General features: G+C 41.2%; 21 protein-coding genes and 1 riboswitch. Of the genes, 15 read left to right on the forward strand and 6 right to left on the reverse strand.

Annotation, left to right across the window (positions count from 1 at the left end):
- Positions 1-14: 14 nt before the first annotated feature.
- The 6 genes from AC25CA_RS05470 (at position 15) to AC25CA_RS05495 (ending at position 8,696) form a co-directional block, all read left to right on the forward strand.
- Complete coding sequence (locus tag AC25CA_RS05470; RefSeq protein ID WP_486816042.1) at positions 15-881, forward strand: DNA-3-methyladenine glycosylase family protein; 867 nt, start codon at positions 15-17, stop codon at positions 879-881.
- Positions 865-2,130 carry an AI-2E family transporter gene (locus AC25CA_RS05475; RefSeq protein ID WP_486816043.1) on the forward strand — a complete coding sequence of 422 codons (1,266 nt, stop codon included), beginning with the start codon at positions 865-867 and terminating at the stop codon, positions 2,128-2,130. Before AC25CA_RS05470 ends, AC25CA_RS05475 begins: the two co-directional genes overlap by 17 nt.
- 115 nt (positions 2,131-2,245) lie before the next feature.
- Positions 2,246-2,509, forward strand: coding sequence for a co-chaperone GroES (locus tag AC25CA_RS05480; RefSeq protein WP_486816044.1), 264 nt, complete (start codon positions 2,246-2,248; stop codon positions 2,507-2,509).
- 12 nt (positions 2,510-2,521) lie between these two features.
- On the forward strand, positions 2,522-4,165 hold the full coding sequence (gene groL / locus AC25CA_RS05485; RefSeq protein WP_486816045.1) for a chaperonin GroEL: 1,644 nt from the start codon (positions 2,522-2,524) through the stop codon (positions 4,163-4,165).
- Positions 4,166-4,265: 100 nt separating this feature from the next.
- The gene (locus tag AC25CA_RS05490; protein ID WP_486816046.1) at positions 4,266-5,054 is read left to right on the forward strand and encodes a mechanosensitive ion channel family protein; all 789 of its coding nucleotides are present in this window, start codon (positions 4,266-4,268) and stop codon (positions 5,052-5,054) included.
- A gap of 195 nt (positions 5,055-5,249) precedes the next feature.
- Positions 5,250-8,696, forward strand: coding sequence for a pyruvate carboxylase (locus AC25CA_RS05495; RefSeq protein WP_486816047.1), 3,447 nt, complete (start codon positions 5,250-5,252; stop codon positions 8,694-8,696).
- 69 nt (positions 8,697-8,765) lie between these two features.
- Here AC25CA_RS05495 and AC25CA_RS05500 read toward each other — a convergent pair whose 3' ends face one another.
- Genes AC25CA_RS05500 through AC25CA_RS05510 form a run of 3 tightly spaced genes read right to left on the reverse strand, consistent with a single transcriptional unit; the run spans position 8,766 to position 11,944 of the window.
- On the reverse strand, positions 8,766-10,691 hold the full coding sequence (locus AC25CA_RS05500) for a hypothetical protein (RefSeq protein ID WP_486816048.1): 1,926 nt from the start codon (positions 10,689-10,691) through the stop codon (positions 8,766-8,768).
- Positions 10,684-11,565, reverse strand: coding sequence for an ABC transporter ATP-binding protein (locus AC25CA_RS05505; RefSeq protein ID WP_486816049.1), 882 nt, complete (start codon positions 11,563-11,565; stop codon positions 10,684-10,686). The genes AC25CA_RS05500 and AC25CA_RS05505 overlap by 8 nt, the downstream gene beginning before the upstream one ends.
- The gene (locus tag AC25CA_RS05510) at positions 11,558-11,944 is read right to left on the reverse strand and encodes a GntR family transcriptional regulator (RefSeq protein ID WP_486816050.1); all 387 of its coding nucleotides are present in this window, start codon (positions 11,942-11,944) and stop codon (positions 11,558-11,560) included. The genes AC25CA_RS05505 and AC25CA_RS05510 overlap by 8 nt, the downstream gene beginning before the upstream one ends.
- 169 nt (positions 11,945-12,113) lie before the next feature.
- Positions 12,114-12,215, forward strand: a riboswitch (purine riboswitch).
- 56 nt (positions 12,216-12,271) lie between these two features.
- Here AC25CA_RS05510 and guaB point away from each other — a divergent pair.
- Complete coding sequence (guaB, locus tag AC25CA_RS05515; protein WP_486816051.1) at positions 12,272-13,747, forward strand: IMP dehydrogenase; 1,476 nt, start codon at positions 12,272-12,274, stop codon at positions 13,745-13,747.
- Positions 13,748-13,790: 43 nt separating this feature from the next.
- Positions 13,791-15,323 carry a glutamine-hydrolyzing GMP synthase gene (gene guaA / locus AC25CA_RS05520; RefSeq protein ID WP_486816052.1) on the forward strand — a complete coding sequence of 511 codons (1,533 nt, stop codon included), beginning with the start codon at positions 13,791-13,793 and terminating at the stop codon, positions 15,321-15,323.
- A gap of 578 nt (positions 15,324-15,901) precedes the next feature.
- Here guaA and AC25CA_RS05525 read toward each other — a convergent pair.
- The 3 genes from AC25CA_RS05525 to AC25CA_RS05535 all read right to left on the reverse strand — a co-directional run bounded on the left by AC25CA_RS05525 (position 15,902) and on the right by AC25CA_RS05535 (position 20,441).
- Positions 15,902-17,122, reverse strand: a complete 1,221-nt coding sequence (locus AC25CA_RS05525) for an MFS transporter (RefSeq protein ID WP_486816053.1) — start codon at positions 17,120-17,122, stop codon at positions 15,902-15,904.
- An 11-nt stretch (positions 17,123-17,133) separates the two neighbouring features.
- Entirely contained in the window at positions 17,134-19,077 is a 1,944-nt protein-coding gene (locus tag AC25CA_RS05530) for a BglG family transcription antiterminator (protein WP_486816054.1), read from the reverse strand.
- 176 nt (positions 19,078-19,253) lie between these two features.
- Complete coding sequence (locus tag AC25CA_RS05535; RefSeq protein ID WP_486816055.1) at positions 19,254-20,441, reverse strand: iron-containing alcohol dehydrogenase; 1,188 nt, start codon at positions 20,439-20,441, stop codon at positions 19,254-19,256.
- 296 nt (positions 20,442-20,737) lie between these two features.
- Here AC25CA_RS05535 and AC25CA_RS05540 point away from each other — a divergent pair, with 296 nt between their 5' ends.
- From AC25CA_RS05540 to AC25CA_RS05570, 7 genes are all read left to right on the forward strand, one after another.
- Positions 20,738-21,193 (forward strand): PTS sugar transporter subunit IIA, encoded by a 456-nt coding sequence (locus AC25CA_RS05540; RefSeq protein WP_486816056.1) that lies wholly within the window; start codon positions 20,738-20,740, stop codon positions 21,191-21,193.
- Positions 21,194-21,196: 3 nt separating this feature from the next.
- Positions 21,197-21,505: a PTS fructose transporter subunit IIB gene (locus AC25CA_RS05545; RefSeq protein WP_486816057.1), complete on the forward strand. Its 309-nt coding sequence runs from the start codon at positions 21,197-21,199 to the stop codon at positions 21,503-21,505.
- A complete protein-coding gene (locus AC25CA_RS05550) occupies positions 21,505-22,596 on the forward strand; it encodes a PTS fructose transporter subunit IIC (protein WP_486816058.1) in 1,092 nt (363 codons plus the stop codon). Before AC25CA_RS05545 ends, AC25CA_RS05550 begins: the two co-directional genes overlap by 1 nt.
- 215 nt (positions 22,597-22,811) lie before the next feature.
- Entirely contained in the window at positions 22,812-23,696 is an 885-nt protein-coding gene (locus AC25CA_RS05555; RefSeq protein WP_486816059.1) for a class II fructose-bisphosphate aldolase, read from the forward strand.
- 226 nt (positions 23,697-23,922) lie between these two features.
- Positions 23,923-24,099, forward strand: a complete 177-nt coding sequence (locus AC25CA_RS05560) for a hypothetical protein (protein WP_486816060.1) — start codon at positions 23,923-23,925, stop codon at positions 24,097-24,099.
- 14 nt (positions 24,100-24,113) lie between these two features.
- Entirely contained in the window at positions 24,114-24,251 is a 138-nt protein-coding gene (locus AC25CA_RS05565) for a GMP synthase (glutamine-hydrolyzing) (protein ID WP_486816061.1), read from the forward strand.
- Between the two features lie 163 nt (positions 24,252-24,414).
- Positions 24,415-25,041: a TetR/AcrR family transcriptional regulator gene (locus tag AC25CA_RS05570; protein WP_486816062.1), complete on the forward strand. Its 627-nt coding sequence runs from the start codon at positions 24,415-24,417 to the stop codon at positions 25,039-25,041.
- Positions 25,042-25,068: the final 27 nt, after the last annotated feature.

Consider the following 25,068-nt stretch of genomic DNA (forward strand, 5'->3'; position numbering starts at 1 on the left):
AGGGAGTGTTGTTAATGGAGAAGTTGCAGGAAATTCGATTGTCATGGTTTGATATTCGGGCGACCGTGGAAAGTGGACAGTGCTTTAGATGGCGTATTTTGGATGATACTCGTTATATGGGGTGGATCGGTAGATTTTGCGTTGAAGTTGAGCAGAAACAAGATGCGGTACTCGTTCGATTTCCAGATGAATTATCGAGTAAAGAGGTTCAACGGTATTTTGATGAGAAGCGTAACTATTCAGGAATTCTGGCCGAGTGGACAGCTAGTGAGGATCTAGGAATGATCGTCGATCGCTGGGGAGGGATTCGCATTCTTAGACAGCCCCTAGATGAAATGATTATTTCTTTTATCCTGTCTCAAAATAACAATATTCCAAGAATTCAAACCATGATTGAACGATTTTGCACTCGTTATGGAGAACCGGTAGAAATGACTAGCGGGGATCAAGGTTTTGCATTTCCTCAAAATTGGGATCAACTGGAAATCTCAGAAGCAGACCTCAGATTTCTTGGGTTTGGTTACCGAGCGAAATATGTAGCGGGGGCTATTCAAGTTTTTCAGACTGGCGAGTACACTGATATTGAATTTTCAAAATTGACCTCTCTTGAACAGGAGGCCAAGCTTCTGGATTTGCTGGGTGTTGGAAAGAAGGTCGCCGCTTGTATTCGACTATTTGGTTTGGGCGATTTTTCAGCTTTCCCTATGGATGTTTGGGTCCTTCGGATTATGAGAGAGAGATATCTGCAAGAAACCAGTTCGCCGAAGGAAATCGAGGCATATGCAGAAAATGTCTTCGGCGAAAATCGAGGATATATACAACAATTATTATTTCATGAGTATCGAATGAGAGAGAGGGAGAAAAATGGAAGCGAAAGTTGACAAGCGGCAAACGGTACTGGCAAAAACCATACGATGGCTACTAAGTGGATGGCGGTTTGTTGGCCTCAGTATTGTATTTTTGCTTCTCTATAAATTTATTGTGGCTGATGCCAGAGTGGGCTGGCTGTTAGGCTCTGTTCACGTGGTTGTAGTTGCCTTTGTTTTGGCATATTTTTTGGATCCGCTGGTGCGTAGAATTGAAAAGTATTTTCATTTGAAGCGAACCTGGTCTGTCGTTCTTACCTATGGACTGATCATCTTTGTCGGCTATTTGTTTGTGAAGAGCGCTTTGCCGAGCATCTGGGAAAGTATACTCTTGTTGATTCAAAACGGGCCGGGATATTTAAATGAGATTAATCGGATTGTCATCGAGAACCGATTTAATTTGTCTCCAAATATATTGGAATTTATACAAGTCCAACTGGATGGGTGGAATGCCAATGCAGGTGGAATGTTGGGGGATGCCTTTGGTGTGATCCTTAATGGCGCATTTAAAGTGACCAGTGTATTTGTTAAGTTTACGATTTCCATGTTTATCGCTTTTTATATTCTCACAGGCTTAAAGGGAGGCGCAAGGAAGGCGCGACTGATGGCTTTTGGACTGCTGCCTCGAGATGTGGCGGAGCGTGTGGTTCATGCTGCAGCCCTTGCCGACCGTTCTTTCAAAGGATTCTTTATTGGAAAGCTTTTTGATTCCTTGATTATCGGGGCTATTTTTTTAATAACAGTAACGATCTTGAGTGGATTTGAGAACATTCAGTTTTTATACATTCCATTGATGGCATTGATTATTGCGATAACTAACATGATTCCGTATTTTGGTCCATGGATTGGCGGTATACCTTGCATCATTATCTCTTTGTTTGCCGGACTTCACGAGGGTGCTGCGATGACACTGGTGATCCTTGCGATTCAACAATTTGATGGATTGATACTAGGACCAAAGATTCTGGGTGATGTGATGGGGATAACACCATTTTGGGTTTTGTCATCCATTACGGTAGGTGGTGCTTTATTTGGTCCTTTAGGTATGTTGATTGCTGTACCAACGGCTGTGGTGATTATTGAATTGTTCACGGAATATGTCAATCGACAATTAGAGAAGAAAGGGATTGATGATCAGATCGATATGCCGCCGGGACCACAGAAAGGGAAAAATATGATGAAGCGTAAGAAACAGGATGGAATTTCTATTCAGATTACTCGTTCGAATGAAGAAACGGATCGGGATCAGAATCAGGATTTATAAAATATTAGTAAACTCGTGACTTGTCCCTTGATTTTCTAGGGAAAGTTCACTATGATAGAGAGATAGAGGTTAGCACTCTTTGATTGTGAGTGCTAACGAGATAAGGAGGAAGCAAATGAATATTAAACCATTAGGAAAACGTGCAGTGATTCAACGGGTAGAAGCGGAAGACAAAACGACTAGCGGAATCATTTTAACGGGTTCAGCGAAAGAAAAACCACAATATGCAAGAATTTTAGCTGTGGGAGTCAATGAGGAAAACGAATTAAAGATCGGCGATCAAGTGATCTATAAGCAGTATTCAGGCACGACAGTTAAGGTTGATGGAGAAGAGTATATTGTGATTGAGCTGGATGATATTCTAGCGATCATTGAATAGGAGGTAAAGAAAATGGCAAAACAAATTAAATTTGGAGAAGACGCCCGTCGTTCCATGGAAAAGGGCATTAATAAATTAGCAGATACAGTAAAGGTTACCTTGGGACCCAAGGGCCGCAATGTTGTCTTGGACAAAAAATTTGGTGCACCCTTGATCACCAATGACGGGGTTACCATTGCCCGTGAGATCGAATTGGAAGACGCTTATGAAAATATGGGTGCTCAACTGGTTAAAGAAGTTGCGACTAAGACCAATGATGTAGCTGGTGACGGAACAACGACTGCAACTCTTTTGGCGCAAGCAATTATTCGCGAGGGCTTGAAGAATGTAGCGGCTGGCGCGAATCCAATGATTATTAAAAAGGGGATTGAAAAATCAGTTCGCGTAGCGGTAGCCAGGATTCAATCGGAATCAGAGGACATTCGATCCAAAGAAAAGATTGCACAGGTTGCGGCGATCTCTGCGGCGGATGAAGAAATTGGTGCTTTGATTGCGGAAGCGATGGAACGGGTCGGTAATGACGGTGTTATTACGGTTGAAGAATCACGCACCATGGGAACAACCTTGGATACGGTGGAAGGCATGCAATTCGATCGTGGATATTTGTCTCCTTATATGATCACGGATCCTGAGAAGATGGAAGCAGCATTGGATAATCCTTTTATCTTAATTACAGACAAGAAAATTGCCAATATTCAAGAGATCTTGCCAGTTTTAGAACAGATCGTTCAGCAAGGCAAGGCCTTGGTGATTATTGCAGAAGATATTGAAGGCGAAGCTTTGGCGACTCTTGTTGTTAATAAACTACGAGGAACGTTTAATGTTGTTGCTGTAAAGGCGCCGGGTTTTGGCGATCGAAGAAAAGAAATGCTTCAAGACATTGCTGTTTTAACAGGCGGCACAGTGATCTCGGAAGAGCTAGGCTATGAACTTAAGGAAGCAACCCTTGAGATGATGGGTCAAGCGGCGACGGTGAAAATCGACAAAGAGACAACCACGATAGTAAACGGTGGCGGTCAGGATGCTGTAATTGATGATCGTGTTCGTCAGATCCGCGCCTTAATTGAAGAAACAACATCTGAATTTGATAAAGAAAAACTGGAAGAACGTTTGGCAAAATTGGCAGGCGGTGTTGCGGTGATCGAGGTTGGTGCGGCAACAGAAACAGAGATGAAAGAAAAGAAACTTCGCATCGAGGATGCATTGGCGGCGACACGAGCAGCAGTGGAAGAAGGCATTGTTCCCGGCGGCGGTACGGCCTTGTTGAATACGGCAGCAGATATTGATGCCTTGATCGAAACTTTGGTTGGTGATGAAAAGACGGGTGCTCGAATTATTCGTCGTGCTATCGAAGAGCCAGTCAGACAAATTGCAGCGAATGCTGGTTTGGAAGGATCGGTTATAGTTGAAAAAGTTATGCATTCTGAGCCAGGTATCGGGTTTGATGCTTTAAACGAATGTTATGTAAATATGTTGGAAAGCGGCATTGTTGATCCAACTAAGGTTACTCGTTATGCACTTCAAAATGCGGCATCCGTTGCGGCTATGGTCTTGACAACAGAGAGTGCGGTTGCAGATCTACCAGCAAATGAAGAAGCACCTGTCCCAGGAATGGGTGGCATGGGTGGCATGGGCGGAATGGGCGGCATGATGTAAATGGATAAATACAAAAAGAAGCCTTCATTTTGAAGGCTTCTTTTTGTTATCAGATATAGCGGATGGGTATATATAAAGAAATATAAGTAGGAGGATTTATATGACATTTGATTGGATTTCGTATGTAATTAAAGCAATTGGTGTAATTTTAGTTCTTTGGATTGGCTTTATTGTCATTAAAGCAATCGTAAAACGAATTGAGAAGGTATTGAAAAAAAGAGATTTAGATCCTGGCTTAGAGAGTTTTGTTGTATCAATGTTACGTATAGGACTCAAGGTACTTTTGATCATATCGGTCTTGGGTATGGTGGGTGTTGATACAGCATCCTTTGCAGCAATTATTGCGGCGGTGAGTTTTGCGATCGGGTTTGCTTTACAAGGTAGCCTGTCTAATTTGGCTGGTGGTGTGATGATTTTAATTTTTAAACCATTCACCGTCAATGAGTTTATACAAGGCGCAGGTCATACGGGAGCTGTTAAGGAAATACAATTGTTTCAGACCCATCTTTTGAGCCCTGATGGAAAACGAATTATTATTCCCAATGGGGAACTATCAAATTCTAGCGTGGTGAATTACACGAGGGAAGCGACACGACGAATTGACTTTGTGATTGGAATTGACTATGGGGATGATCTCTTAAAGGCGCAGGCTGTGATCTTGGATATTTTAAAGAAAGAGGAGCGTATTTTGACCGATCCAGCTCCATTTGTGGGGCTTATGGAGTTGGGTGACAGTTCGGTAAATATTGCCGTACGTCCTTGGGTGCAAACGGAAGATTATTGGCCAGTGTATTTTGCTTTGATGCAAGCATTTAAACTAGAGTTGGATGAGGCTGGTGTTCAATTCCCATATCCACATATGGATGTAACGATGATCAATCCGCAATAGAAAAGGTTTTCATAAGGAAAGTAGACGGCTGGGGGATCCCAGCCGTTTTAAATTGTTAGACTTTTCCGGTGATTCTGTGATACAATATTGCCTATAAGTCGTGTCTCAGAGAGACAAGAGTACGTCATAGAAAGACGCTTATTACAAAAATGCTTGAAAAGAGATTCGGGAACGAATCATTGAGGAGGGATGAATTTGCGTAAGTTTCAGAAGGTTTTGGTTGCGAATCGTGGAGAAATTGCGATTCGAATCATCCGTGCCTGCCAAGAATTAGGAATTCGGACCGTAGCTATTTATGCGGACGAAGATCGTTTGTCATTATTCCGTACCAAGGCGGATGAAGCCTATTTAATTGAAGACCCCAATCCGGTTGGGGCGTATCTAAATATGGATACCATTATTAAGCTTGCAAAGAAAAAGAACGTGGATGCGATCCATCCGGGATATGGATTTTTAGCGGAAAACCCCGTGTTTGCACGACGTTGTGAAGAAGCTGGGATAGCGTTTATAGGCCCGACTGCTGAAATGATGATGGCATTGGGCGATAAGATCCAGTCGAAACTCGTAGCAAAGAGTGTTGGGGTGCCAACAATTCCTGGAGTGGAAGAACCAATAACGAGTGATGAAGACGCAATTCGATTTGCCAAGGTTGCTGGATATCCGGTCATGTTGAAAGCGGCAGCCGGTGGCGGTGGTCGTGGTATGCGGATTGTTAGAAAAGAAGAGAAATTGTTGCAAGAATTCCACTCTGCCCGTAGCGAGGCAGCAAAGGCCTTTGGCAATGATTCTATGTTTATTGAAAAGTATGTGGAACGTCCGAAACATATCGAGGTTCAGGTGTTGGGTGACAGCCATGGCAACTTGGTTCACCTTTATGAGCGGGACTGCTCCATTCAACGCCGCCATCAAAAATTGGTGGAGTTTACTCCTTCTCTGGCATTGACGGACAAGCAGCGAGAAGCGATTTGTGCGGATGCCTTAAGAATTGCCGGTGCCGTACACTACCGGAACGCAGGGACCGTCGAGTTTTTGGTTGACGCAGCCGGGGATCATTACTTTATTGAAATGAATCCAAGAATTCAGGTGGAACATACCGTCACTGAGTTGGTTACAGGAATTGACCTGGTACAGAGCCAACTATTGGTTGCCCAGGGTTATGAATTGTCTTCTCCTGAGGTTGGAATTGCTAATCAAGCAGCCATTCAACCTCGTGGCTTTGCCATTCAATGCCGGGTAACAACAGAAGATCCACAGAATTCCTTTGCACCGGATACGGGACAATTGGATGTTTATCGAACGGGATCCGGTTTTGGTATCCGTCTAGATGGCGGAAATGGATTTGCTGGATCGGTGATTACGCCCTATTATGACAGTTTATTGGTGAAAATTTCTGCCTACTCGCGAACCTTTAACGACACACGTCGCAAAGCGATCCGTGCAATTAGGGAGAGTAAAATTGAGGGTGTGAAGACCAATCAGGGCTTCCTCTTAAATGTATTGAATCATCCTCGTTTTATTGCAGGAAAATGCGATACGGGCTTTATCGACGGAAATCCGAGTCTTTTTGACTTCCAAGAGAAGAAAAGCGATGAGCGTAAGCTCCTTCAATTTTTGGCTGAGAAGATTGTCAATGAAACCCACGGAAAGAAACCAGCCTTTGATGTGCCGGTTATTCCCGAAGTGGGCAATCCCCATGATCTGTCGGGTACCAAGCAACTCTTAGATCAAGGGGGTCCTCAAGCGGTTGTCAATTGGATTAAGGATCAAAAGAAATTACTACTGACAGACACCACTTTCCGTGATGCCCATCAGTCTTTGATGGCGACACGAGTAAGAAGTCGGGATATGATTAAGATCGCCCGTGCAACTTCGACCTATGGACGCGACCTATTTTCTGTTGAGATGTGGGGCGGTGCAACTTATGACGTTAGCTATCGATTTTTAAAGGAATCTCCTTGGGAACGTCTGGATGAACTCCGCAAGCGAATGCCAAACGTGATGTTCCAGATGCTACTTCGAGGATCGAATGCGGTAGGCTATAAAAACTATCCGGATAATGTCATTCGTGAGTTTGTGAAGGAAGCGGCCGATCATGGAATCGACGTGTTCCGAATCTTTGATTCATTAAACTGGTTGGAAGGCATGAAAATCGCAACAGAATCCGTCTTGGAGGCGGGTAAAATTGCCGAAGTTTGTATGTGCTACACCGGAGATATTTTAAATCCTGATAAAACCAAGTACGATTTGGCTTATTATATTTCCATGGCCAAAGAGATTGAAGCGACAGGCGCACATATCCTGGGCATTAAAGACATGTCAGCTTTGCTGAAACCGGCTGCGGCGTATCAATTGGTTAAGGCCTTGAAGCAGGAAATCTCGATTCCCATTCACTTGCATACTCACGATACCTCCGGTAACGGCGTAGCCACGGTTTTAATGGCAGCTATGGCTGGTGTTGATATTGTGGACAGTGCTGTGAATGGTATGAGTGGATTGACCAGTCAGCCTGCATTAAACTCCATCGTAGCGGCTTTGGAAAATACCGAGCGCGATACGGGAATTGTAGCGGAAGAGATGCAACAGATTTCTGACTACTGGGTTGCTGTGCGGGATGTCTATGCAGGATTTGAGTCTGACTTGAAATCGGGTACGGCGGAAATCTACAAATATGAAATTCCCGGTGGCCAGTATTCGAACCTGAAACCTCAGGTGGAAAGCTTTGGCTTGGGCCATCGTTTTGCAGAGGTAAAAGGAAAATATATTGAAGCGAACAAGTTATTTGGTGACATCATTAAAGTAACCCCATCTTCTAAGGCAGTTGGCGATATGGCGATCTTTATGGTGCAAAATGAGTTGGATGCGGCAAATATTTATGACAAGGGAACGGAATTGGCTTTCCCTGATTCGGTTGTTGATTTCTTCAAGGGCATGATGGGTCAGCCGGTGGGTGGATTCGATAAGGCTCTTCAGAATATCGTATTGAAGGGTGAAGAACCAATACTTGTTCGTCCAGGTCAATTGTTAGAAGCCGTTGATTTTGACGCGATTCGAACAGATTTGGCAGTGCGATACGACCGAGAGTTTAGCATGACGGATCTTTTGAGTGCGGCGCTTTATCCAAAAGTATTTGAAGACTTCTTGAAATTCGGTGAAGAATATGGCGATTTCATTCGAATGGAAAGCGATGTGTTCTTCCATGGCCTTCGAGAAGGGGAAGAAGCAAGAATTGATATGGCCAAGGGCAAGAGTCATATGGTGAAGCTTGTTGGTGTCAGTAAGATTGATGAAGAGGGCATGCGTCAGGTCGTCTTTGAAGTAGATGGATTCCGTCGAGAGGTTGGCGTGGAAGATAAAAATGCGGTAACCCTTTCCGCAAAAGCGAAAGCCGAGAAGGCGGATCCGGAGAATCAATTCCACATTGGAGCGGGAATTCCAGGTAAGATCATCGAGATCTTGGTCAAGGAAGGCGATTCGGTTTCGGAGAATCAACCACTGTTAATAGTCGAAGCCATGAAGATGGAAACGCAAATGGTTGCGCCGTTTGATGGGGCTGTCAGCCGCATTTTAATTCACAAGGATCAACAGGTGGAAAGCGGCGAATTGTTGATGGAATTGGCCGAAGGCTTTTTCGAAGAAGAGTAGATGTAAAGAATAAATAGTAAAAAGCGTCCTACCACAATTAAAAAGTGGTAGGACGCTTTTTTTGTACCGTTACTTTTGTAAGGTGACGGGCAATTCATCGGTGTTGATTGGATAATACAAATCGTATATTTCTCGATCCTTGAAATAGATGGTTAGCTCATAATCGGTTTCTTCCCATGGGCGGTCGCCGTTCTCGTTGATGAAAGCAATTAAAGCTTCAATATCACGTGGATCATTAATTGTTTTAGAAGCGTTTGAGTCATCAGTGGTACTTAGCCGAATGCTTTCTACAGCCGTGGGAGTCAAAATCAGACGTTCTAAACGCTCGGTAATTGCCAGTTGGTCGATTGTGCGGGCGTATTCCTTGCGCAGAGGCATGTTTAAAATGGTTTGTCCATCCTGGTCAAGAAGCTTAGCAAAGGCAAAAGCGTTATATCTTCGATCTGGCTGATAATCCGCGTAGGATTCGCTATTCAGTCCATTGATATCGGTGCGAAGGGCGCTTGTCAGCAACTCAATTTCATTTTTGTCGCTTATGTTAATTTCACGACCCGACACCAAGCTTGATGATAATGTTACGCTTTCTACATTACTAATTTCTGTGGAAAGAATCGGGAAGTTTAATTTTTTCACTTCAGGATCCGCCAGATACGCGAGGTAGGTCGTGTTCAAAAAGTTTTTATCCAGGGTATAACGCCGCCGACTTTCTCCGCCGTGCTCTAATTGATAGAAACAATAAACCGTTTCGGTTCCTGGTGTTTCCTCTGGAAGAGTGGCAAGAATCATTTCAGCTTGCAGTGCTAAGGTTTTATCTTTCAAGCTCTGGTTGATGGGTTTAGGTTCTTCATCTTTGTGGTGATAATACCAGTCAGTGCCGGATACGGTAAATCCTTGTATGGAATCAGCCTTCGGTTGCCAGTTTTGAATACCAAATAGATCCATGTGCATACAGCCAATCAAAAGGATGGTAATACTGGCAAAGACCAAGAATCCTTTCCAATGACTCATGATATGGAAGCTTTTTTGAATCAGCACTTCTGCCAGGAAGAATCCGAAAAGTCCACCCAAAGCATATCCGATATAGAGCCAAAAAGAAATCCCGTTGGACAAAGCATAGAAAAAGGGTCCTGCAATCAGCAGAAAGCTGAAGCCCATTCCATACTTAAAGAGGCGGTTGAGCTTAGTAAATGCGATGACATTGCCCGCAGCTTCCAAATGGCGAATGCGATACAAGAGGTATGAGCCGAAAAAGAACAGAAGCCCAGCAACAAGATATATCAAATCTTGAATAAATGGGAATGGGCCTTCTAGGCTAATGCGCATAATTGGCAACCACCAGGAAAATTGATTCGAGAGATCGAGTGAAAATTCATAGGTCTGGATGAGCAAGCTCATATTTCCCAAAATCAAAAAGTACATGCCTAAAGGGAAGAGGTAAGCAATGATTGTAAACAAGCCGTGGGTTGCAATCATTCCGGTTAAAAATCCCATAAAGATGGTGATGGATGTATGCAGAAGCAAAAAGATGCTGCCGTGGATCATCCATTGAAGCAAATATTTCCATTCTAAAACGCTTTGGAATTCTGGCCTTAATCCTCGCAAAGCATAGACGACAATCCCTGTTAGCATTAAGGGGACCCAAACAGAGCAAAAGGCAATTAAGCCTCTTCCAATTAACAGATCCATCCGTGTTAAGGGTAGCTGATGCACCAAGTCCACCCGATTTTTTTGATGAAGGTGGCTAAAAATAATTAGTACACTCACAACCGGAGCAACCAAGAGATAGATGATCAGCAAAGGATGATCAAAGCTTTGAAAGTTTTTAGCGTATCGAACCATTAGCTCCGAGATCTGTATGGAATTATGAGATCGAAACATCAGCATGCGGGTTGGCAGAATGCTTAACAACACGAAAGCCCAGCTAATACAAATCCATTTGTACTGTTTGCAACCATTTAAGACGATGGCGCGAATACGTTTTATTCGATCAGTCATTTTGAGCGCCCTCCACTTCATATATAAAGATTTCTTCTAAGCTAAGCGGAATGAAATCACACACCACGGGATGAGTGGCTTGAACACGTTCAAAGATCTTACGTCGATTTCCACGTGCGATGATCGTGTATACGCTACCTGTTTTGCGTATCGAAATGGTGTCTAAATCATGCAAGGGAAAATCGATCGGTGTATTTTGATAGGCGACTTGAATCTTATGAAGATCATTCTTCAAGGTATTCATTTCCCGGTCGAGAATTAACTGCCCATTTTCGATAATTGCGATGTGATCGCATAGGTCTTCCAATTCCCGAAGGTTATGGGATGAAATGATGATGGTGGTGGCTTTTAAGGTCACATCTTCGATCATCAGATCGCGTACCTGTTTTCGAATCATGGGATCGAGCCCGTCAATGGGTTCGTCTAGTACCAAAACGTCTACACCCTTGCAAAGTGTGAGCCAGAAGGTTGCCTGTTTTTGCATGCCCTTAGATAGGGTGCGAATTTTCTTTTGATCGCTGAATTGGAAGATACGCTTGAGGTGGTGGTAGCGTTGGTAATCCCAATTTGGATAAATACGCGAATAAAGTTTTGCCATTTCTTCCGTTGTATAATGAAGGTGATAAAGCGGCTGGTCGGACAAGTATCCTATTTTCGCCTTTGCCTCGGGGTTTTCATAGATGGGCTTACCGTTTATCAATGCATCACCATCATCTTGGCGATAGATTCCTGCAAGGTGTTTGAGTAGGGTTGTTTTGCCAGATCCATTAGGACCAACCAATCCATAAATAGAGCCCTTGGGAATTGAGATGCTGATATCGTTGACCGCAACTAGATTTCCAAATCTTTTTGTCAGATGAATGGTTTCAATCATGAGGTTCCTCCTCGTTGTCTGAAATAAAGGGTGTTACTAAAGCGACAAGCCGCGCTTGAGAAATTTTTAAGTATTGCGCTTCATAAAGAAGGTGTTCAAGCTGCATAATGATTTGTTCTTTTCTCAATGGGTCGTGAATGTGTTCAGGGGAGGCAACAAAAGAGCCACGCCCTTGAATGGTATATAGGTAACCGGTTCGCTCTAATTCCTTGTAAGCCTTTTGAATCGTATTGGGATTCACTCCGGTAGATTGAGCGAGTTCCCGAACTGATGGCATACGCTCATCAGAAGACAATACTTCTCGAAGAATTAATTGGCGGATCTTCACCAACACTTGTTCATATAAAGGGATTCGATTATAGGGATCGATTTGTATCAAAAGACCACCTCCTAAGTGTATTACGATGCATAATACAGTTCGATCACTTGTAGTGTAATTGAAGTAGATCTGTATGTCAAGAGTAAGCTAATGGACCTTACAGATGAGGAAATAGGAAAATTCAAGCTTTAACCTTGACTAAGTGCCTTGAGTTTGCTAATATACTTAATTAAGTCAAAAGAATATTGCTCATATATCATCCGGGATTTGGCCGGAAAGTATCTACCAAAAAGCCGTAAACTTTTTGACTATGAGCAGACCTACGATAAGTGTATGGTTCTGCGCATAGGCAAGGACTATTTTTTTATATTTTGAGGAGGCGCATGCATGGCAAGAGAGAAGTTTTTAGGGATGGGATTAACCTTTGATGATGTCTTACTGGTACCGCAAAAGTCTGAGATCCTTCCGAAGGATGTCAACCTGCAAACCAAATTGACAAAAACATTGTCTTTAAATGTACCATTGATGTCAGCGAGTATGGATACGGTGACAGAAGCGAAAATGGCAATCGCCATGGCAAGAGAAGGTGGCGTAGGCATTGTTCATAAAAACATGTCAATTGAAGCCCAGGCAATGGAAGTCGATAAGGTGAAGCGATCAGAGTATGGTATTATTACAGATCCATTCTACCTAGCAGCGGATAATCTTGTAGAAGAAGCCTTAGAGCTGATGGCTCGTTACCGTATTTCTGGCGTGCCAATTGTAGATAGCGAAATGAAATTGGTGGGCATCATTACCAACCGTGATGTGAAGTTCATGGAGAAGGAAGATGAAAAAAATCCAATTTCCAAGCATATGACCAGCGAAGGTCTTATTGTCGGGCATGAAGGCATTACAATGAATGAAGCGAAGAAGATTCTGGGCAAGCATAAGATTGAAAAATTGCCTTTGGTCCGTGAAGACGGCACTCTTTGTGGTTTGATTACGATTAAAGATATTGAAAAAGCAATTAAATATCCACAGTCAGCGAAAGATGTAAACGGACGATTGTTATGCGGTGCTGCAGTAGGCATTACAAAGGATATGATGATCCGTGTTGAAGCCTTGGTAAAAGCAAAGGTTGATGTGATTACATTGGATACAGCCCATGGTCATTCTTTTGGGGTTATGGATGCAGTGAAGACCATCAAAGCAGTTTATCCGGAATTACAAATTATTGCAGGCAATGTAGCAACGGCAGAAGCGACAGTTGATTTGATCAAGGCGGGCGCTGATGCAGTAAAAGTTGGTATTGGTCCTGGATCCATCTGTACCACTCGCGTGGTTGCTGGCGTTGGGGTTCCCCAATTGACAGCAGTCTATCAATGTGCAGAAGCGGCAAAACCATACGGTGTTCCAGTCATTGCGGACGGCGGAATAAAATATTCAGGTGACGTAGTGAAAGCCTTGGCTGCTGGTTCTACGGTTGCCATGTTGGGGTCTATGCTAGCGGGATCAGACGAATCCCCTGGAGAAACGGAATTATACCAGGGACGTAAGTTTAAGGTTTACCGAGGCATGGGATCTTTGGGTGCCATGGAAAAAGGATCAAAAGATCGTTATTTCCAAAATGAAAAAGATGACAAGAAGAAATTCGTACCTGAAGGTGTTGAAGGTCGCGTTCCTTATAAGGGAAGCGTGTCTGATGTGATCTATCAAATGATTGGTGGATTGCGTTCAGGTATGGGTTACTGCGGTTCTGCAACTGTGGAAGACTTGCATGCAAAAGCACAGTTTGTTCAAATCACAGGCGCAGGATTGGCTGAAAGTCATCCGCATGATATTTCCATTACAAAAGAAGCACCGAACTACTCTGTTCGATAGGTTTCTGATATAATTAATTAGTTATTCGATTAGAGGAGGAAACATGAAAAAAAGTTTGGTGTTGGTAATGGATTTCGGTGGGCAATACGCCCAGTTGATTGCACGACGTGTACGCGAATCAAAAACATATTGTGAAATTGTACCTTACAGAATCTCAGCGGAAGAAATTAAAAAAAGAGCGCCGGAAGGAATTATTTTCTCGGGCGGCCCGAATAGTGTTTATGCAGAAAATGCACCAGAAGTGGATCCAGCGATTTTTGAATTGGGAATCCCGGTTCTAGGCATTTGCTATGGCGCACAATTGATGGCGAAAGCCTTCGGTGGTGAGGTTTCTCGCGCGACAGAGCGTGAGTATGGCAAGGTCGAGTTGCAGGTTGACAAGACGGAAGGTCTTTTGAATGGAATGACATCATCAGTTTGTTGGATGAGTCATACGGACTTTATCTCGGAAGCACCTCAAGGATTTGAAGTCATTGCCCATACAGACAGCTGTCCCATTGCAGGTATGCAGAATACAGAAAAAAAATTCTACGCGATTCAATTCCACCCGGAAGTGGAGCACACCGAGCAAGGAACGCAATTGCTCCTTAATTTCTTATACAAAGAGTGTGGCTTGACTGGTGATTGGGACATGGGAGATTATGCCCGTGAGACCATCGCTAAGATCAAAGAAGAGATTGGCGACAAGAAGGCTATCTGTGCCCTTTCAGGCGGTGTAGACTCATCAGTAGCAGCTTTAATGGTTCACAAAGCCATAGGCGATAATCTAACCTGCGTGTTCGTCGATCACGGACTGTTGAGAAAAGATGAAGGCGATTGGGTTGAGAAAGTGTTTGGCGAGCGTTTTGATATGAAATTGATTCGTGTCAATGCGCAAGATCGTTTCTTATCCAAGCTGAAAGGCGTAACCGATCCGGAAACAAAACGTAAAATTATCGGTGAAGAATTCATTCGCGTATTTGAAGAAGAGAAGAACAAGCTCTCTGACGCGGACTATCTGGTTCAAGGAACCATCTACCCGGATGTTATCGAGTCTGGCGGTTCTGACGAAGCAGAAGTCATCAAGTCTCACCATAATGTGGGCGGACTACCGGAAGATGTTGACTTCAAATTGTGCGAGCCACTAAGAGAACTCTTCAAGGATGAAGTAAGAAAAGTTGGCTTGGAAGTTGGTTTGGACGAGGATCTCGTTTATCGTCAACCATTCCCAGGACCAGGACTTGCCATTCGTGTAATCGGTGAGATTACGGATGAGAAGTTGGAAATTCTTCGTGAAGCGGACTACGTGTATCGAGATGAGATTGCAAAAGCTGGCTTGGATCGAGAGATCTGGCAATACTTTGCTGTTATGACAGGTCTTCGCAGTGTTGGTGTTATGGGTGATGGAAGAACATACAGCTACACCATCGCACTAAGAGCCGTAACCAGCTCCGACGGCATGACGTCAGATTGGGCGAAGATTCCATTTGAAGTTCTAGAGAAGATCTCTTCAAGAATCGTCAACCAAGTGGACCATGTAAACCGTATCGTGTACGATATTACAACAAAGCCACCATCAACAATTGAATGGGAATAAAATAACAGATCCCGCAAACCTTATGAAGTTAAGGTTTGCGGTTTTTTTCATTGTAGTTTTTTTCTCAAGCGAGATAGTCGTTGAATTCCAATTTTTTTATCCTATGTTTATTGTCGTTTGTTTTTAAGGAAATCGACATACATTTGTACTTTTGACAATTCTGTTTCCGTTAGATTTTCAACGATCAAGGATGTAGCGGAATTACTGAAAGTCTGGAGAGTGGATTGTTCAGTTTCTGCTTCGGAAGACAAATGAATTTTTTTATAGAAACAGTAGGATGGCTAATCCAAACAATACAATGCCTGAAGTTGTTTCTGGTGTGGCATTTTGCATATGCTCTGTTGTTTGATGAAGAGTTTATGCGTGACCTTGTAATTCAAGGGAGCAGGGGAAGATTGATGACGACTTCGTATTTGTATTTTGACGTACACCATAAGAATGCTTTATCCGTTGGACCATCCAGCGTGAAGAGCGGTGTTTCAATCAATTAGTCTTGCAAGGAGTGAAATATGCGTACAAAATCCTGCAACCAACGAATCTGGTTTCAGGATTTTGTATAAGAGGTATTATGTGAGTGTTTAGTACTTTTGAAGTTCTCTTGAAGCAATTGGCTTATAGAGAAGTGATGCTAGCAAAGCCAAAATGCCAAAGAACAGCAATACAACGAAGGATGGGAAATACTGATCATATCTCATTTGAATGGAACCAATAAACATTGGAGTTGTTGACAAAATCAAGGTTCCAATGTTTGTAATGGAAAAATTCATCGAGAAATATTGATCTCCGTACAAGTATCGAACGAGAATCGGAGCAAGACTTGAACTACCTCCGAAGCAAAACATCACACAGGCTCCGCCAACGGCAAATGACAGCCAATTCTGAAAATGAAAACTGAAAACCATTAGCAATAGAGCGATGGAGACTAAACCTCCCAAGGATCTATAGATAAAGGAGGCTCCGGTTTTATCAAATAGGATGCCCCATACGACTCGTCCTAAGCCATTGAATAGCGAGATTGCACTAAAAATGGCGGCTGTAAAGGTCGTGGTCAGTAAAAAATCTTCTCGTAGAGCCGGAACCGTATGATTAATAATGGACATGCCGATTCCGCCGAGCAAAATATAGATGCTGATAAAGATATAGAAAGTTTTGGATTTCACTAATTCTACAGGCGTATAATCAATGGATTCGATAGCGGTTTTGTTTGATTTTGGTAAAGTGTTTATTTCTCTACTAGAAGGGAAGTGTATGATGAAACTGGCGATCATTAAAATAGCAAACATGGAAACGCCTAAAATTCGAAAAACGCCTTGCCAGGATAGTATGGTAACACCATATTCGCAAATTTGACCGAATATGGTGGTGCTCATCGCGTATCCCATTAGCAATACACCGGTTGCAAATCCGATTTTGTCTTGAAAATACAAAGGGATCACACTAACACAGACGTTATAAATAACGCCAATTGAAAAGCCGCAGCACATGCTGTAAGTAAAATACAATTGCCACGCATGGGTGACAAAAGTCGTAGCAATAAAACCAAATGAAAGAGTCATTGCAACTATTTTCATTAGTGATTGAGGCTTTACTTTTTGAATAATAAATCCTCCAGTAAAACTTCCGAGGGCAAAAGAAATAAAACATAGTGAAAAAGCCATAGAGGTTTGTGTTCTTAAAAAGCCCAAATCTTTCTCAATGGGAATGACAAACAATGAGAATGCATAACCTATTCCCATAAAGAGTAACACAATAATAGCGGTTAACAAGTATAACCATCTTCTAGTTTTGATATTTTCCATATGACTCCTTGTTATTTGAAAATCTGAATAAACTCCTTGAAGTTGTTTGCCTCCAACATATTTTCGATCAACTCAATGTCACTGGTCAGGTCGGCCAATTGTTTAAAAATAGTTTTAAATGAATCTGATTGATCGGGATCCAAAGCAATCATAAATACAATAGAAACTTTTTCATTATCCCATTGTATTGGTTTTTTTAAAGTCATAATGCCAATTGCAGGTTTGATGATATGACCTTTGAATGAGTGCGGTGTTGCAAATCCATTGCCAACACAGGTTGGAGACAAGCATTCTCTTCTGAAGACGGATTCAATAAACCCATCATCAACATAGTTTTGGGTTTGCATGCGTGTACCGAGTAAATTGATTACTTCTTTTTTATTTTTGCAATCGCTTTTTAAACAACACAAATTACTTTTCACTTGCTTGAAAAATAAGTCATAGGATTCTTTGCGTGGTGAGGATGACTGGTCTGAGGTTTGGCTGAAAATATCACGCAAAGCATTCATGGTTTTTTTTGACAGTGTTGGCGGAATCACGATTACTTCAATACCTTCTAAATGTAAGGGAACCGTAGAAATCACAAAATCCTGTTCATTTATTTTGATTTTATTAGCTCTGTAAAGTGGAACGATGTCTTTGACGACAACATTGGGAAAAGCAGATTTTATTTTGGCTTCAATAAATTGAGAAGTCGACATTCCGCTCCCACATACAATAACGATTGAAGGGGTGTAACGTATTGTTTTTTGACGTTTCAGGGAAGCTCCTATATAAAGCGCGATATCGCAAATATCATCATCGTTTATTAGACTATAGTGATTCTGTACCAATAAAGTTGAAATGTAGGTTGCGACTTCATATTCATAAGCCAAATCGTTTTTAATGGATTTTTTTAAGGGATTCTCCAGATAAATGGAATTCATAATTCGAATAAAAAGAGCATTTAAATGAATAAATAAAGAAATGATAAACTCTTTGTCTGCACTTAGGTTCTCATTAAATAATTCATCAGCTATATTTATTATCTCCGTAATGCCATCAAAAGTTTCAGGTGAAATATTTCTGATATCATCAAGCTTTCTGTTTTGATAGATATCTTTTTTTTGATACTTGATTCCTGTAACATTGATGTATAGGTACTCTTTTTCATTTTGACTGACCCGGCAATTATAATGATCTTCCAGATGGTGAAGAATAAAATCTGTTATTTTCCATTCAAGTGTATTCTCAGATATTTCAATATTTTTCAACGTGCATAATTTATTGTCTTTTATACGATTGATCATAATGGCTAATTGCAGAACAATGCTAATATAAGACTGGTCAGAAAAAACCAAATCGAAACGGATCTCAATCTTTTGAATTAGTTGACCAATGCATTTCAATTCTATTGCTGTAAAATGTTCTTGTAAGTTGTCGAGAGAGAGGTTACCTTTTTGTTTTGCAATTTTCTTTAAGACATAGACCAAAGTCATTCTTTTGTTGAACTCATCGCCATGAATGCGTATTCCGTATCTGGTCGATTTTTCCAAGTGAAGTTCATGCTTGGAAAATGATTTTTCCAATTTTTCGATATCATTCATGACGGTGCTTTTACTGATGAACATTTCATTCGATATCGCTTCCATGGAAATATAATCATCTTTCTCCAACATTTTCAAAGCAATTAGAAACTTTCGGTTCTCGGGTAATAAAAGATGATCATCGGTATTGATTGCTAGTAAATTTTCAATAAAGGGTTTGCTTTTGTTTGGATACTCCAACCAAAAACCCTTCCCTGGTTTAGCGATAATCATACAATTAACAAATGATAATTCGGTTCTTAGTTTTTTTATGTCATTTTTAACAGTTCGTGAACTGACTTGAAGTATGCAGGAAAGTTGAACGGAAGTCAGTTCTTTGTTGGCATGATAAAGGATTTTTAACAATTGCTTTTCACGTGGCAGTAACAAATTAACACCTCATTTCAGTCAAGGTTGATTTACGACGTCGAGTTTCCCAATACTTGGTTACAGGATAACGTATAGAACACTTGTTATGCAAATACAAAAGTTGAAATCGGGTGGTTGCATAAATTGATACTTGGCGTGGGTACTTGGCTGAAGTGGATTGCCAAAGTAAGATTGTGTTATCTCGCCGCGGTGTAGATGTTGATAATGTCTTGTTCGTCAAGTCTTTGGAATCCACCAATTGTTCCATTGCCTGTTGCAGCTGCTTTCTTAGCCATTTCTTTGATTTGCTCTTTTGTTGGATCGATTCCCAATTCGGTTAAGGAGGTTGGCATACCGATTTTTCTGCACCAGTCATCCCATTGTTCAATTCCTTTTAGCGCCGTTTCTTCTAGACGATATAAATTGTGTTCAACAGCAAAAACGTTGATGGCGAATTGGGCAAAACGTTCAATATTTGTTTTGTATACGTATTTGGCCCAGGAAGACCAGACGGCTGTTAATGAAGCGCCGTGAGTCGCTTCAAACATGGCGCTAAGTTCTTGTCCAAGTTTATGGGTAGCGAAATCAGGCATGCGGCCGGTTCCTGTTAATCCGTTATGCGAGAGGCTTCCAGCCCACATTAGATTGGCCCGTACTTCGTAGTTTTTCGGCTCTTTTATCACTTTAAGTACAGAATCACGTACGGTTACGAGTAATCCTTCTGACATTTTGTCAATTAAATCAACATCAGGCGTATTGGTAAAGTATCTTTCCATCGTATGCATCATTATATCGGCGGCGCCACTGCATGTTTGATAGGTTGGTAATGTGAAAGTTAATTCGGGATTCATAATTGCAAATAAAGGTCTTGCGCAATCATGATTGTACGATCTCTTCAAAATACCGTTGCTTTCTGTTTCAATATCAATGACGGTAGAGTTGCTGGTTTCGGAACCGGTAGCTGCGATGGTGGAAATGCATCCGATTGGAGCGATCTTTGTGGTAGAAACTTTACCCAAGAATAAATCTTCCAAATCAAAGTCATTGGCTAAACCATATGCTATGGTTTTCGATGAATCGATTACTGATCCTCCGCCAATTGCAAGAATAAAGTCAATGTTTTCTTCTTTACATAATGCTACGCCTTCTTGTGCCTTTTTTAGTCTTGGATTTGGAACGACTCCTCCGAAATCGATATATTCAATTCCTTCCTTTTCGAGGCTTTTATGGACGGCATCCAACACGCCATTTTCTTTCAGAAACGTGCCACCATAGTGAATTAGTACTTTATGAAAGTTGCGTGACCTAATTTCTTTTCCGACCTCAGCATGTGTGTTTCTCCCAAAAACAATTCTTGTAGGAGTGGAAAATTCAAAATTCAACATAATATTCATCCTTTCTTTCCTTATAATATTTATTACGGTTTGATTATAGCAATAGTTTGCAAGTAGGAGAATTTAATAAACATCACTTGGCAAGTGAAATGGATTGTTGAAGGGGGAAAATCATTGGAAAAATGCTAGTTCGGCGGGATCTACAAGTCAAAAAAGAGTGAACCGGTGAATGCGCGGTAATACATTCACTAAATTAGTGAAAAGGATTGGTTTGTGAAAAATGAGGATGTAGATATAATGAAACCATAAGCAAAATAAAACAGACTGAAACGACGGAGGAACTTGTAGTGAAGTTAGTAAATATGCTAGATGAACGATTAATTAAGTTTGATCTGGAAGTGAAGGGTAAAGATGATGCAATCAAACAAGTTGCAAAAATGATGTTTGATGCGAATAAGGTAAATGATCTGGAACAATATATAAAAGGTCTTTTTGAAAGAGAAACTGAGTTTGCAACGGGAATTGGATTTGGAATTGCCATTCCGCATTGCAAAGATGATTGTGTTCAAGATGCTGCTTTTACAATTGTTAAAATAAAGGAACCAATTGAGTGGGGAGCGATGGATGAGAATCTTGTTCAATTGATTATCATGCTTGCTGCGCCAAACAATAGTGACAATGCTCATCTAAAAATGTTATCAAAGCTTTCTAAGAATTTAATGGATGAAGAGTTTAGATCCGGACTAAACTTAGCCTCATCTATTGAAGATATAAAAAAAACATTTGCCAAGAAGGGAGAATAGAAGATGTATATTCTATGCGTAACGGCATGTCCTGTAGGAATTGCACACACATATATGGCTGCGGCAAATTTAGAGAAAGCCATAAAGAATGCTGGACATGAGGTGAAAGTTGAGACCCAAGGAGCTCAAGGAGTAGATAACGAAATCACAACAGAAGATATTGAAAAATGCGACGCTGTAATTATTGCGAGTGATATTAGAATTAAGAATCATGAGAGATTTAAGGAAGTTCCAACATTAACGGTTGGTGTTCAAGAAGCGGTTAAAAAGACGGATGATATTGTAAAAGAATTATTGGAGGCGATTGGGTAATGGCAGAAATTATACGAAAAAATTCAAAGAAAAAGAGTCAGGGCGCATTTTTAAAAGATTCAATTATGACCGGTATTTCCTATATGATTCCAGTCATTGTCGGCGGAGGTGTCTTGCAAGCGATTGCAAAGATGATGGGCGGTTATGACATCGGGAGTAATATGCAAGAAATTGATACCTTGGCTAAAGCGATCATGCTGATTGGCCAGAGTTTATGGAATTTTACGGTTCCAGTGGTTGCAGCTTTTACTGCCTATGCGATGGCAGATAAACCGGGTATTGCACCAGGTCTTGCGCTTGGAGTGTTGGCTAATAGTATTGGCACAGGATTTGTAGGTGGCCTTATCGGTGGTGTTATGGTTGGATATTGCGTCTTGATGATGAAAAAAATCAAAATTCCAAAAGGCTTGCAAGGTGTAATGCCGATTCTCATTATTCCAACCGTTGCGACCTTAGTATGCGGCTTGGTTATGTACTACATAATTGGACATCCCATTGCTTGGCTTAGTATAACGATGCAAACTTGGTTGATAGGATTGGGAACGGGTTCTAAATTTGTATTTGGAGCAGTTGTTGGTGCGATGATGTGTTTTGACATGGGTGGACCAGTTGGAAAAGCGGCAGCAATGGTAACCAATGGCTTGAATGCAGACGGGTTCTTTATTCCAACTTCTGCAAAGATGTGTGCAGGGATGACGGCACCACTTGGAATCGCGATTGCCACTTTTATTGGTGGCAGGAAGAAATTTGATGATGTTGATCGTGAAAATGCAAAATCTGCAATGATGTTATCTTGTGTATATATCGAGGAAGCTGTTATTCCGTTCTTGGTCAATGATCCTATACGTGTGATTGTCTCGTGTATGATCGGTGGCAGTATTACCGGTGGCTTATGTATGGTTTCTGCATTGTCGTCTCCAGCTGTTCATGGCGGGGTCTTTGTTATTCCGATGACATCGAAACCATTGTTATTTGTTGGGCTTTGGTTGTTAGGGAGTTGTATTACAGGTGTTACATATGCACTGTGGAAAAAGCCGTTGGCAGATTCGGCAAATGCAACACAGGGGAAAATGTTATCAAAAACAGCATAAGTATTAATAAAATCGGGAAACAGAAAATGGGGATGATTACATCCCCATTTTTATCTTGAACATTTATAGCAAGGTGTTTCAATTAGGAGAGACTGATTGACGTTAAAATTGAACGAGATATTATTAAAATAAATTATGAGAGCATTATTACTGAATCGCTCATTCGTCGTAATAGATGAGTGAGGGACAAGGTTTTATCTAAAGGAGATAGGATTATGTATACATCAATGAAAGAAATGTTACTCCATGCACATAAAAATAATTATGCGATTATGGCGATTAACTGTGTAAATATGGAACAAGCAAAAGCAATTATTGAAAGTGCTGAAGAAGAAAAATCCGCTGTCATTGTAAATATTTCGCCGCGGCAATTGCGTTCGCATGCGAATGGAGATGTGATGGCAGCCATTGTTAAAACAATGGCTGATCAAGCAAGTGTGCCGGTGGCTTTGAATTTAGATCATGGTGTAAATGTTGAGGACGTCATTCAGGTATTGAAATGGGAATTTTCAAGTATTATGATTGATGCGTCATCATTTGATTTTGAAGAAAATAAAAGTCGTACATTGATGGCCAGTGCATTGGCCCATGGTTTGGGAAAATCATGTGAGGCGGAATTAGGCCACGTAGGACTGGCGATGAACGCAGATGGTCAAAATGCTGATTATTTTACTAACGTAAAGCAAGCGCAAGAATTTGTTGAATTTACAAACTGCGATTGTTTGGCAGTTGCAATTGGGACGGCGCACGGTTCTTACCCGAAAGGTATGATTCCAGAGCTCGATTTTGAACGATTACGTGAGCTGAAAAATACGCTTGATATGCCTCTTGTGTTACACGGCGGTTCTGGTGCGGGTGAGGAAAATATTAAAAAAGCTGTGGCCTATGGTATCAATAAGATTAACGTCTGTACAGATTTGATGAAGCATGCCAAAAATGCAACGGAAAAAGTACTAAAAGCGGAGCCTGACATTGAGTATATGGAAATGAATATGGCAGTGGAGGATGCTATGAAAGATTTTATTAAAAAATATATGCGTCTGATTGGTTCGAGCAATCGTTATACCTTTGAAAAAAATAAAGGTTTGGAGTTGGATTAGTAGTGAAAATATAATTGAGGGTGAACTAGGATTTCGAGGTCGCTGCTTACAAATAAAAAAACATGAAACTGAGCGGGTGTTTGTAAGAAGGAAAAAACTGAGATTTACGAAATGAGGATTGAAGGAAGAATGCGTGAACCTCATTGATGAAAGGTTTAAGGGTTCTTCCTTACGCATAAAAAGTATTTCTTTTAAGGTTGTCAAGGATATGTGAGGAAGTCGATTAATGTTAAACGTGACCACCTATGATAATAATGAAGAGAAATGTATGGTTGTATACATGCCAGTTGTAGGGTTTGGAAGAGTAATTGATTCTGGGGTGTTTTATAAAGCGGGCTTGGATCGAAAGATCTGGCAATACTTTGCTGTCATGACAGCTATACTATTGCACTACGTGCTGTAACCAGCTCAGACGGCATGATAAGCGATTGGGCGAAGATTCCATTTGACGTATTGGAGAAAATTTCTTCAAGAATTGTCAACCAAGTGGATCACGTAAACCGTATCGTGTATGATATTACGACAAAGCCACAATCAACAATTGAGTGGGAGTAAAGTGAATACAAACCGTAACCTTGTTGAATACTAGGGTTGCGGTTTTTTTCTATCGGTTTTGCAAAAGGGAAACAAAGATATTGTTTGACAAGTGAAGCATGATAAATTATAATCAAAACAGCGTTTCAAAACATTGTTTTGATTACTTGTGTGAGGAGAATGAATGGCGAAACGAAGAGAAGGCGTATATGAGCGCATACAGGAATGCGCGATGAAGGAGTTTCTAGCCCATGGATTTAAAGATGCTTCCCTAAGAAGGATTGCAACGAATGCAGAAACTGCAACGGGTTCCATTTACACTCGGTTTAAAGATAAGGGAGGGCTTTTTGACAGTCTTGTTGCGGAAAGCTATGAAGCGTTTAAAACTCATTTTGATCATGAGGAAACCTTGTTTTTTGCCGCTGAAAAGTATCGGAATATTGAAAGAATGATGGAGTTTTCCAATGAGGTCATGGAAAAAAACTTAGACATGATCTATCAGTATCCAAGGGAGTTCAAGTTGCTTATCACCTGTTCGGCAGGGACTAAGTATGAAAATATCATCGATGAATTTGTTGATTATGAAGTTGAATCGACCAAGAAATTTCTAGAAGTCATAGGCAACAAACGGTATTTGGCAGGCGAGATTAGTGATGAGTTTTTGCATATTATCAGCAATTCCTATTTGAATGGTTTTTTTGAGATTATTCGACATGACATGCCTGAAGAAAAAGGGAGAAAATACCTCATGGATTTTGGAAAGTTCTATGGATGCGGTTTTTCGTGTTTTATGAAGAATGAGATCAGCTAGTAAAATATACTTGACAATGAATGAAAC

Source organism: Gottschalkiaceae bacterium SANA (genome assembly GCA_036323355.1).
GTDB lineage: Bacteria > Bacillota > Clostridia > Tissierellales > GPF-1 > GPF-1.

Coding starts and splice junctions, on each gene's coding strand:
- AC25CA_RS05470 (WP_486816042.1), top strand. CDS start 15: ATGGAGAAGTTGCAGGAAATTCGATTGTCATGGTTTGATATTCGGGCG.
- AC25CA_RS05475 (WP_486816043.1), top strand. CDS start 865: ATGGAAGCGAAAGTTGACAAGCGGCAAACGGTACTGGCAAAAACCATA.
- AC25CA_RS05480 (WP_486816044.1), top strand. CDS start 2,246: ATGAATATTAAACCATTAGGAAAACGTGCAGTGATTCAACGGGTAGAA.
- groL (WP_486816045.1), top strand. CDS start 2,522: ATGGCAAAACAAATTAAATTTGGAGAAGACGCCCGTCGTTCCATGGAA.
- AC25CA_RS05490 (WP_486816046.1), top strand. CDS start 4,266: ATGACATTTGATTGGATTTCGTATGTAATTAAAGCAATTGGTGTAATT.
- AC25CA_RS05500 (WP_486816048.1), bottom strand. CDS start 10,691: ATGACTGATCGAATAAAACGTATTCGCGCCATCGTCTTAAATGGTTGC.
- AC25CA_RS05505 (WP_486816049.1), bottom strand. CDS start 11,565: ATGATTGAAACCATTCATCTGACAAAAAGATTTGGAAATCTAGTTGCG.
- guaB (WP_486816051.1), top strand. CDS start 12,272: ATGGCAAGAGAGAAGTTTTTAGGGATGGGATTAACCTTTGATGATGTC.
- guaA (WP_486816052.1), top strand. CDS start 13,791: ATGAAAAAAAGTTTGGTGTTGGTAATGGATTTCGGTGGGCAATACGCC.
- AC25CA_RS05525 (WP_486816053.1), bottom strand. CDS start 17,122: ATGGAAAATATCAAAACTAGAAGATGGTTATACTTGTTAACCGCTATT.
- AC25CA_RS05535 (WP_486816055.1), bottom strand. CDS start 20,441: ATGTTGAATTTTGAATTTTCCACTCCTACAAGAATTGTTTTTGGGAGA.
- AC25CA_RS05545 (WP_486816057.1), top strand. CDS start 21,197: ATGTATATTCTATGCGTAACGGCATGTCCTGTAGGAATTGCACACACA.
- AC25CA_RS05550 (WP_486816058.1), top strand. CDS start 21,505: ATGGCAGAAATTATACGAAAAAATTCAAAGAAAAAGAGTCAGGGCGCA.
- AC25CA_RS05555 (WP_486816059.1), top strand. CDS start 22,812: ATGTATACATCAATGAAAGAAATGTTACTCCATGCACATAAAAATAAT.
- AC25CA_RS05560 (WP_486816060.1), top strand. CDS start 23,923: ATGTTAAACGTGACCACCTATGATAATAATGAAGAGAAATGTATGGTT.
- AC25CA_RS05565 (WP_486816061.1), top strand. CDS start 24,114: ATGATAAGCGATTGGGCGAAGATTCCATTTGACGTATTGGAGAAAATT.
- AC25CA_RS05570 (WP_486816062.1), top strand. CDS start 24,415: ATGGCGAAACGAAGAGAAGGCGTATATGAGCGCATACAGGAATGCGCG.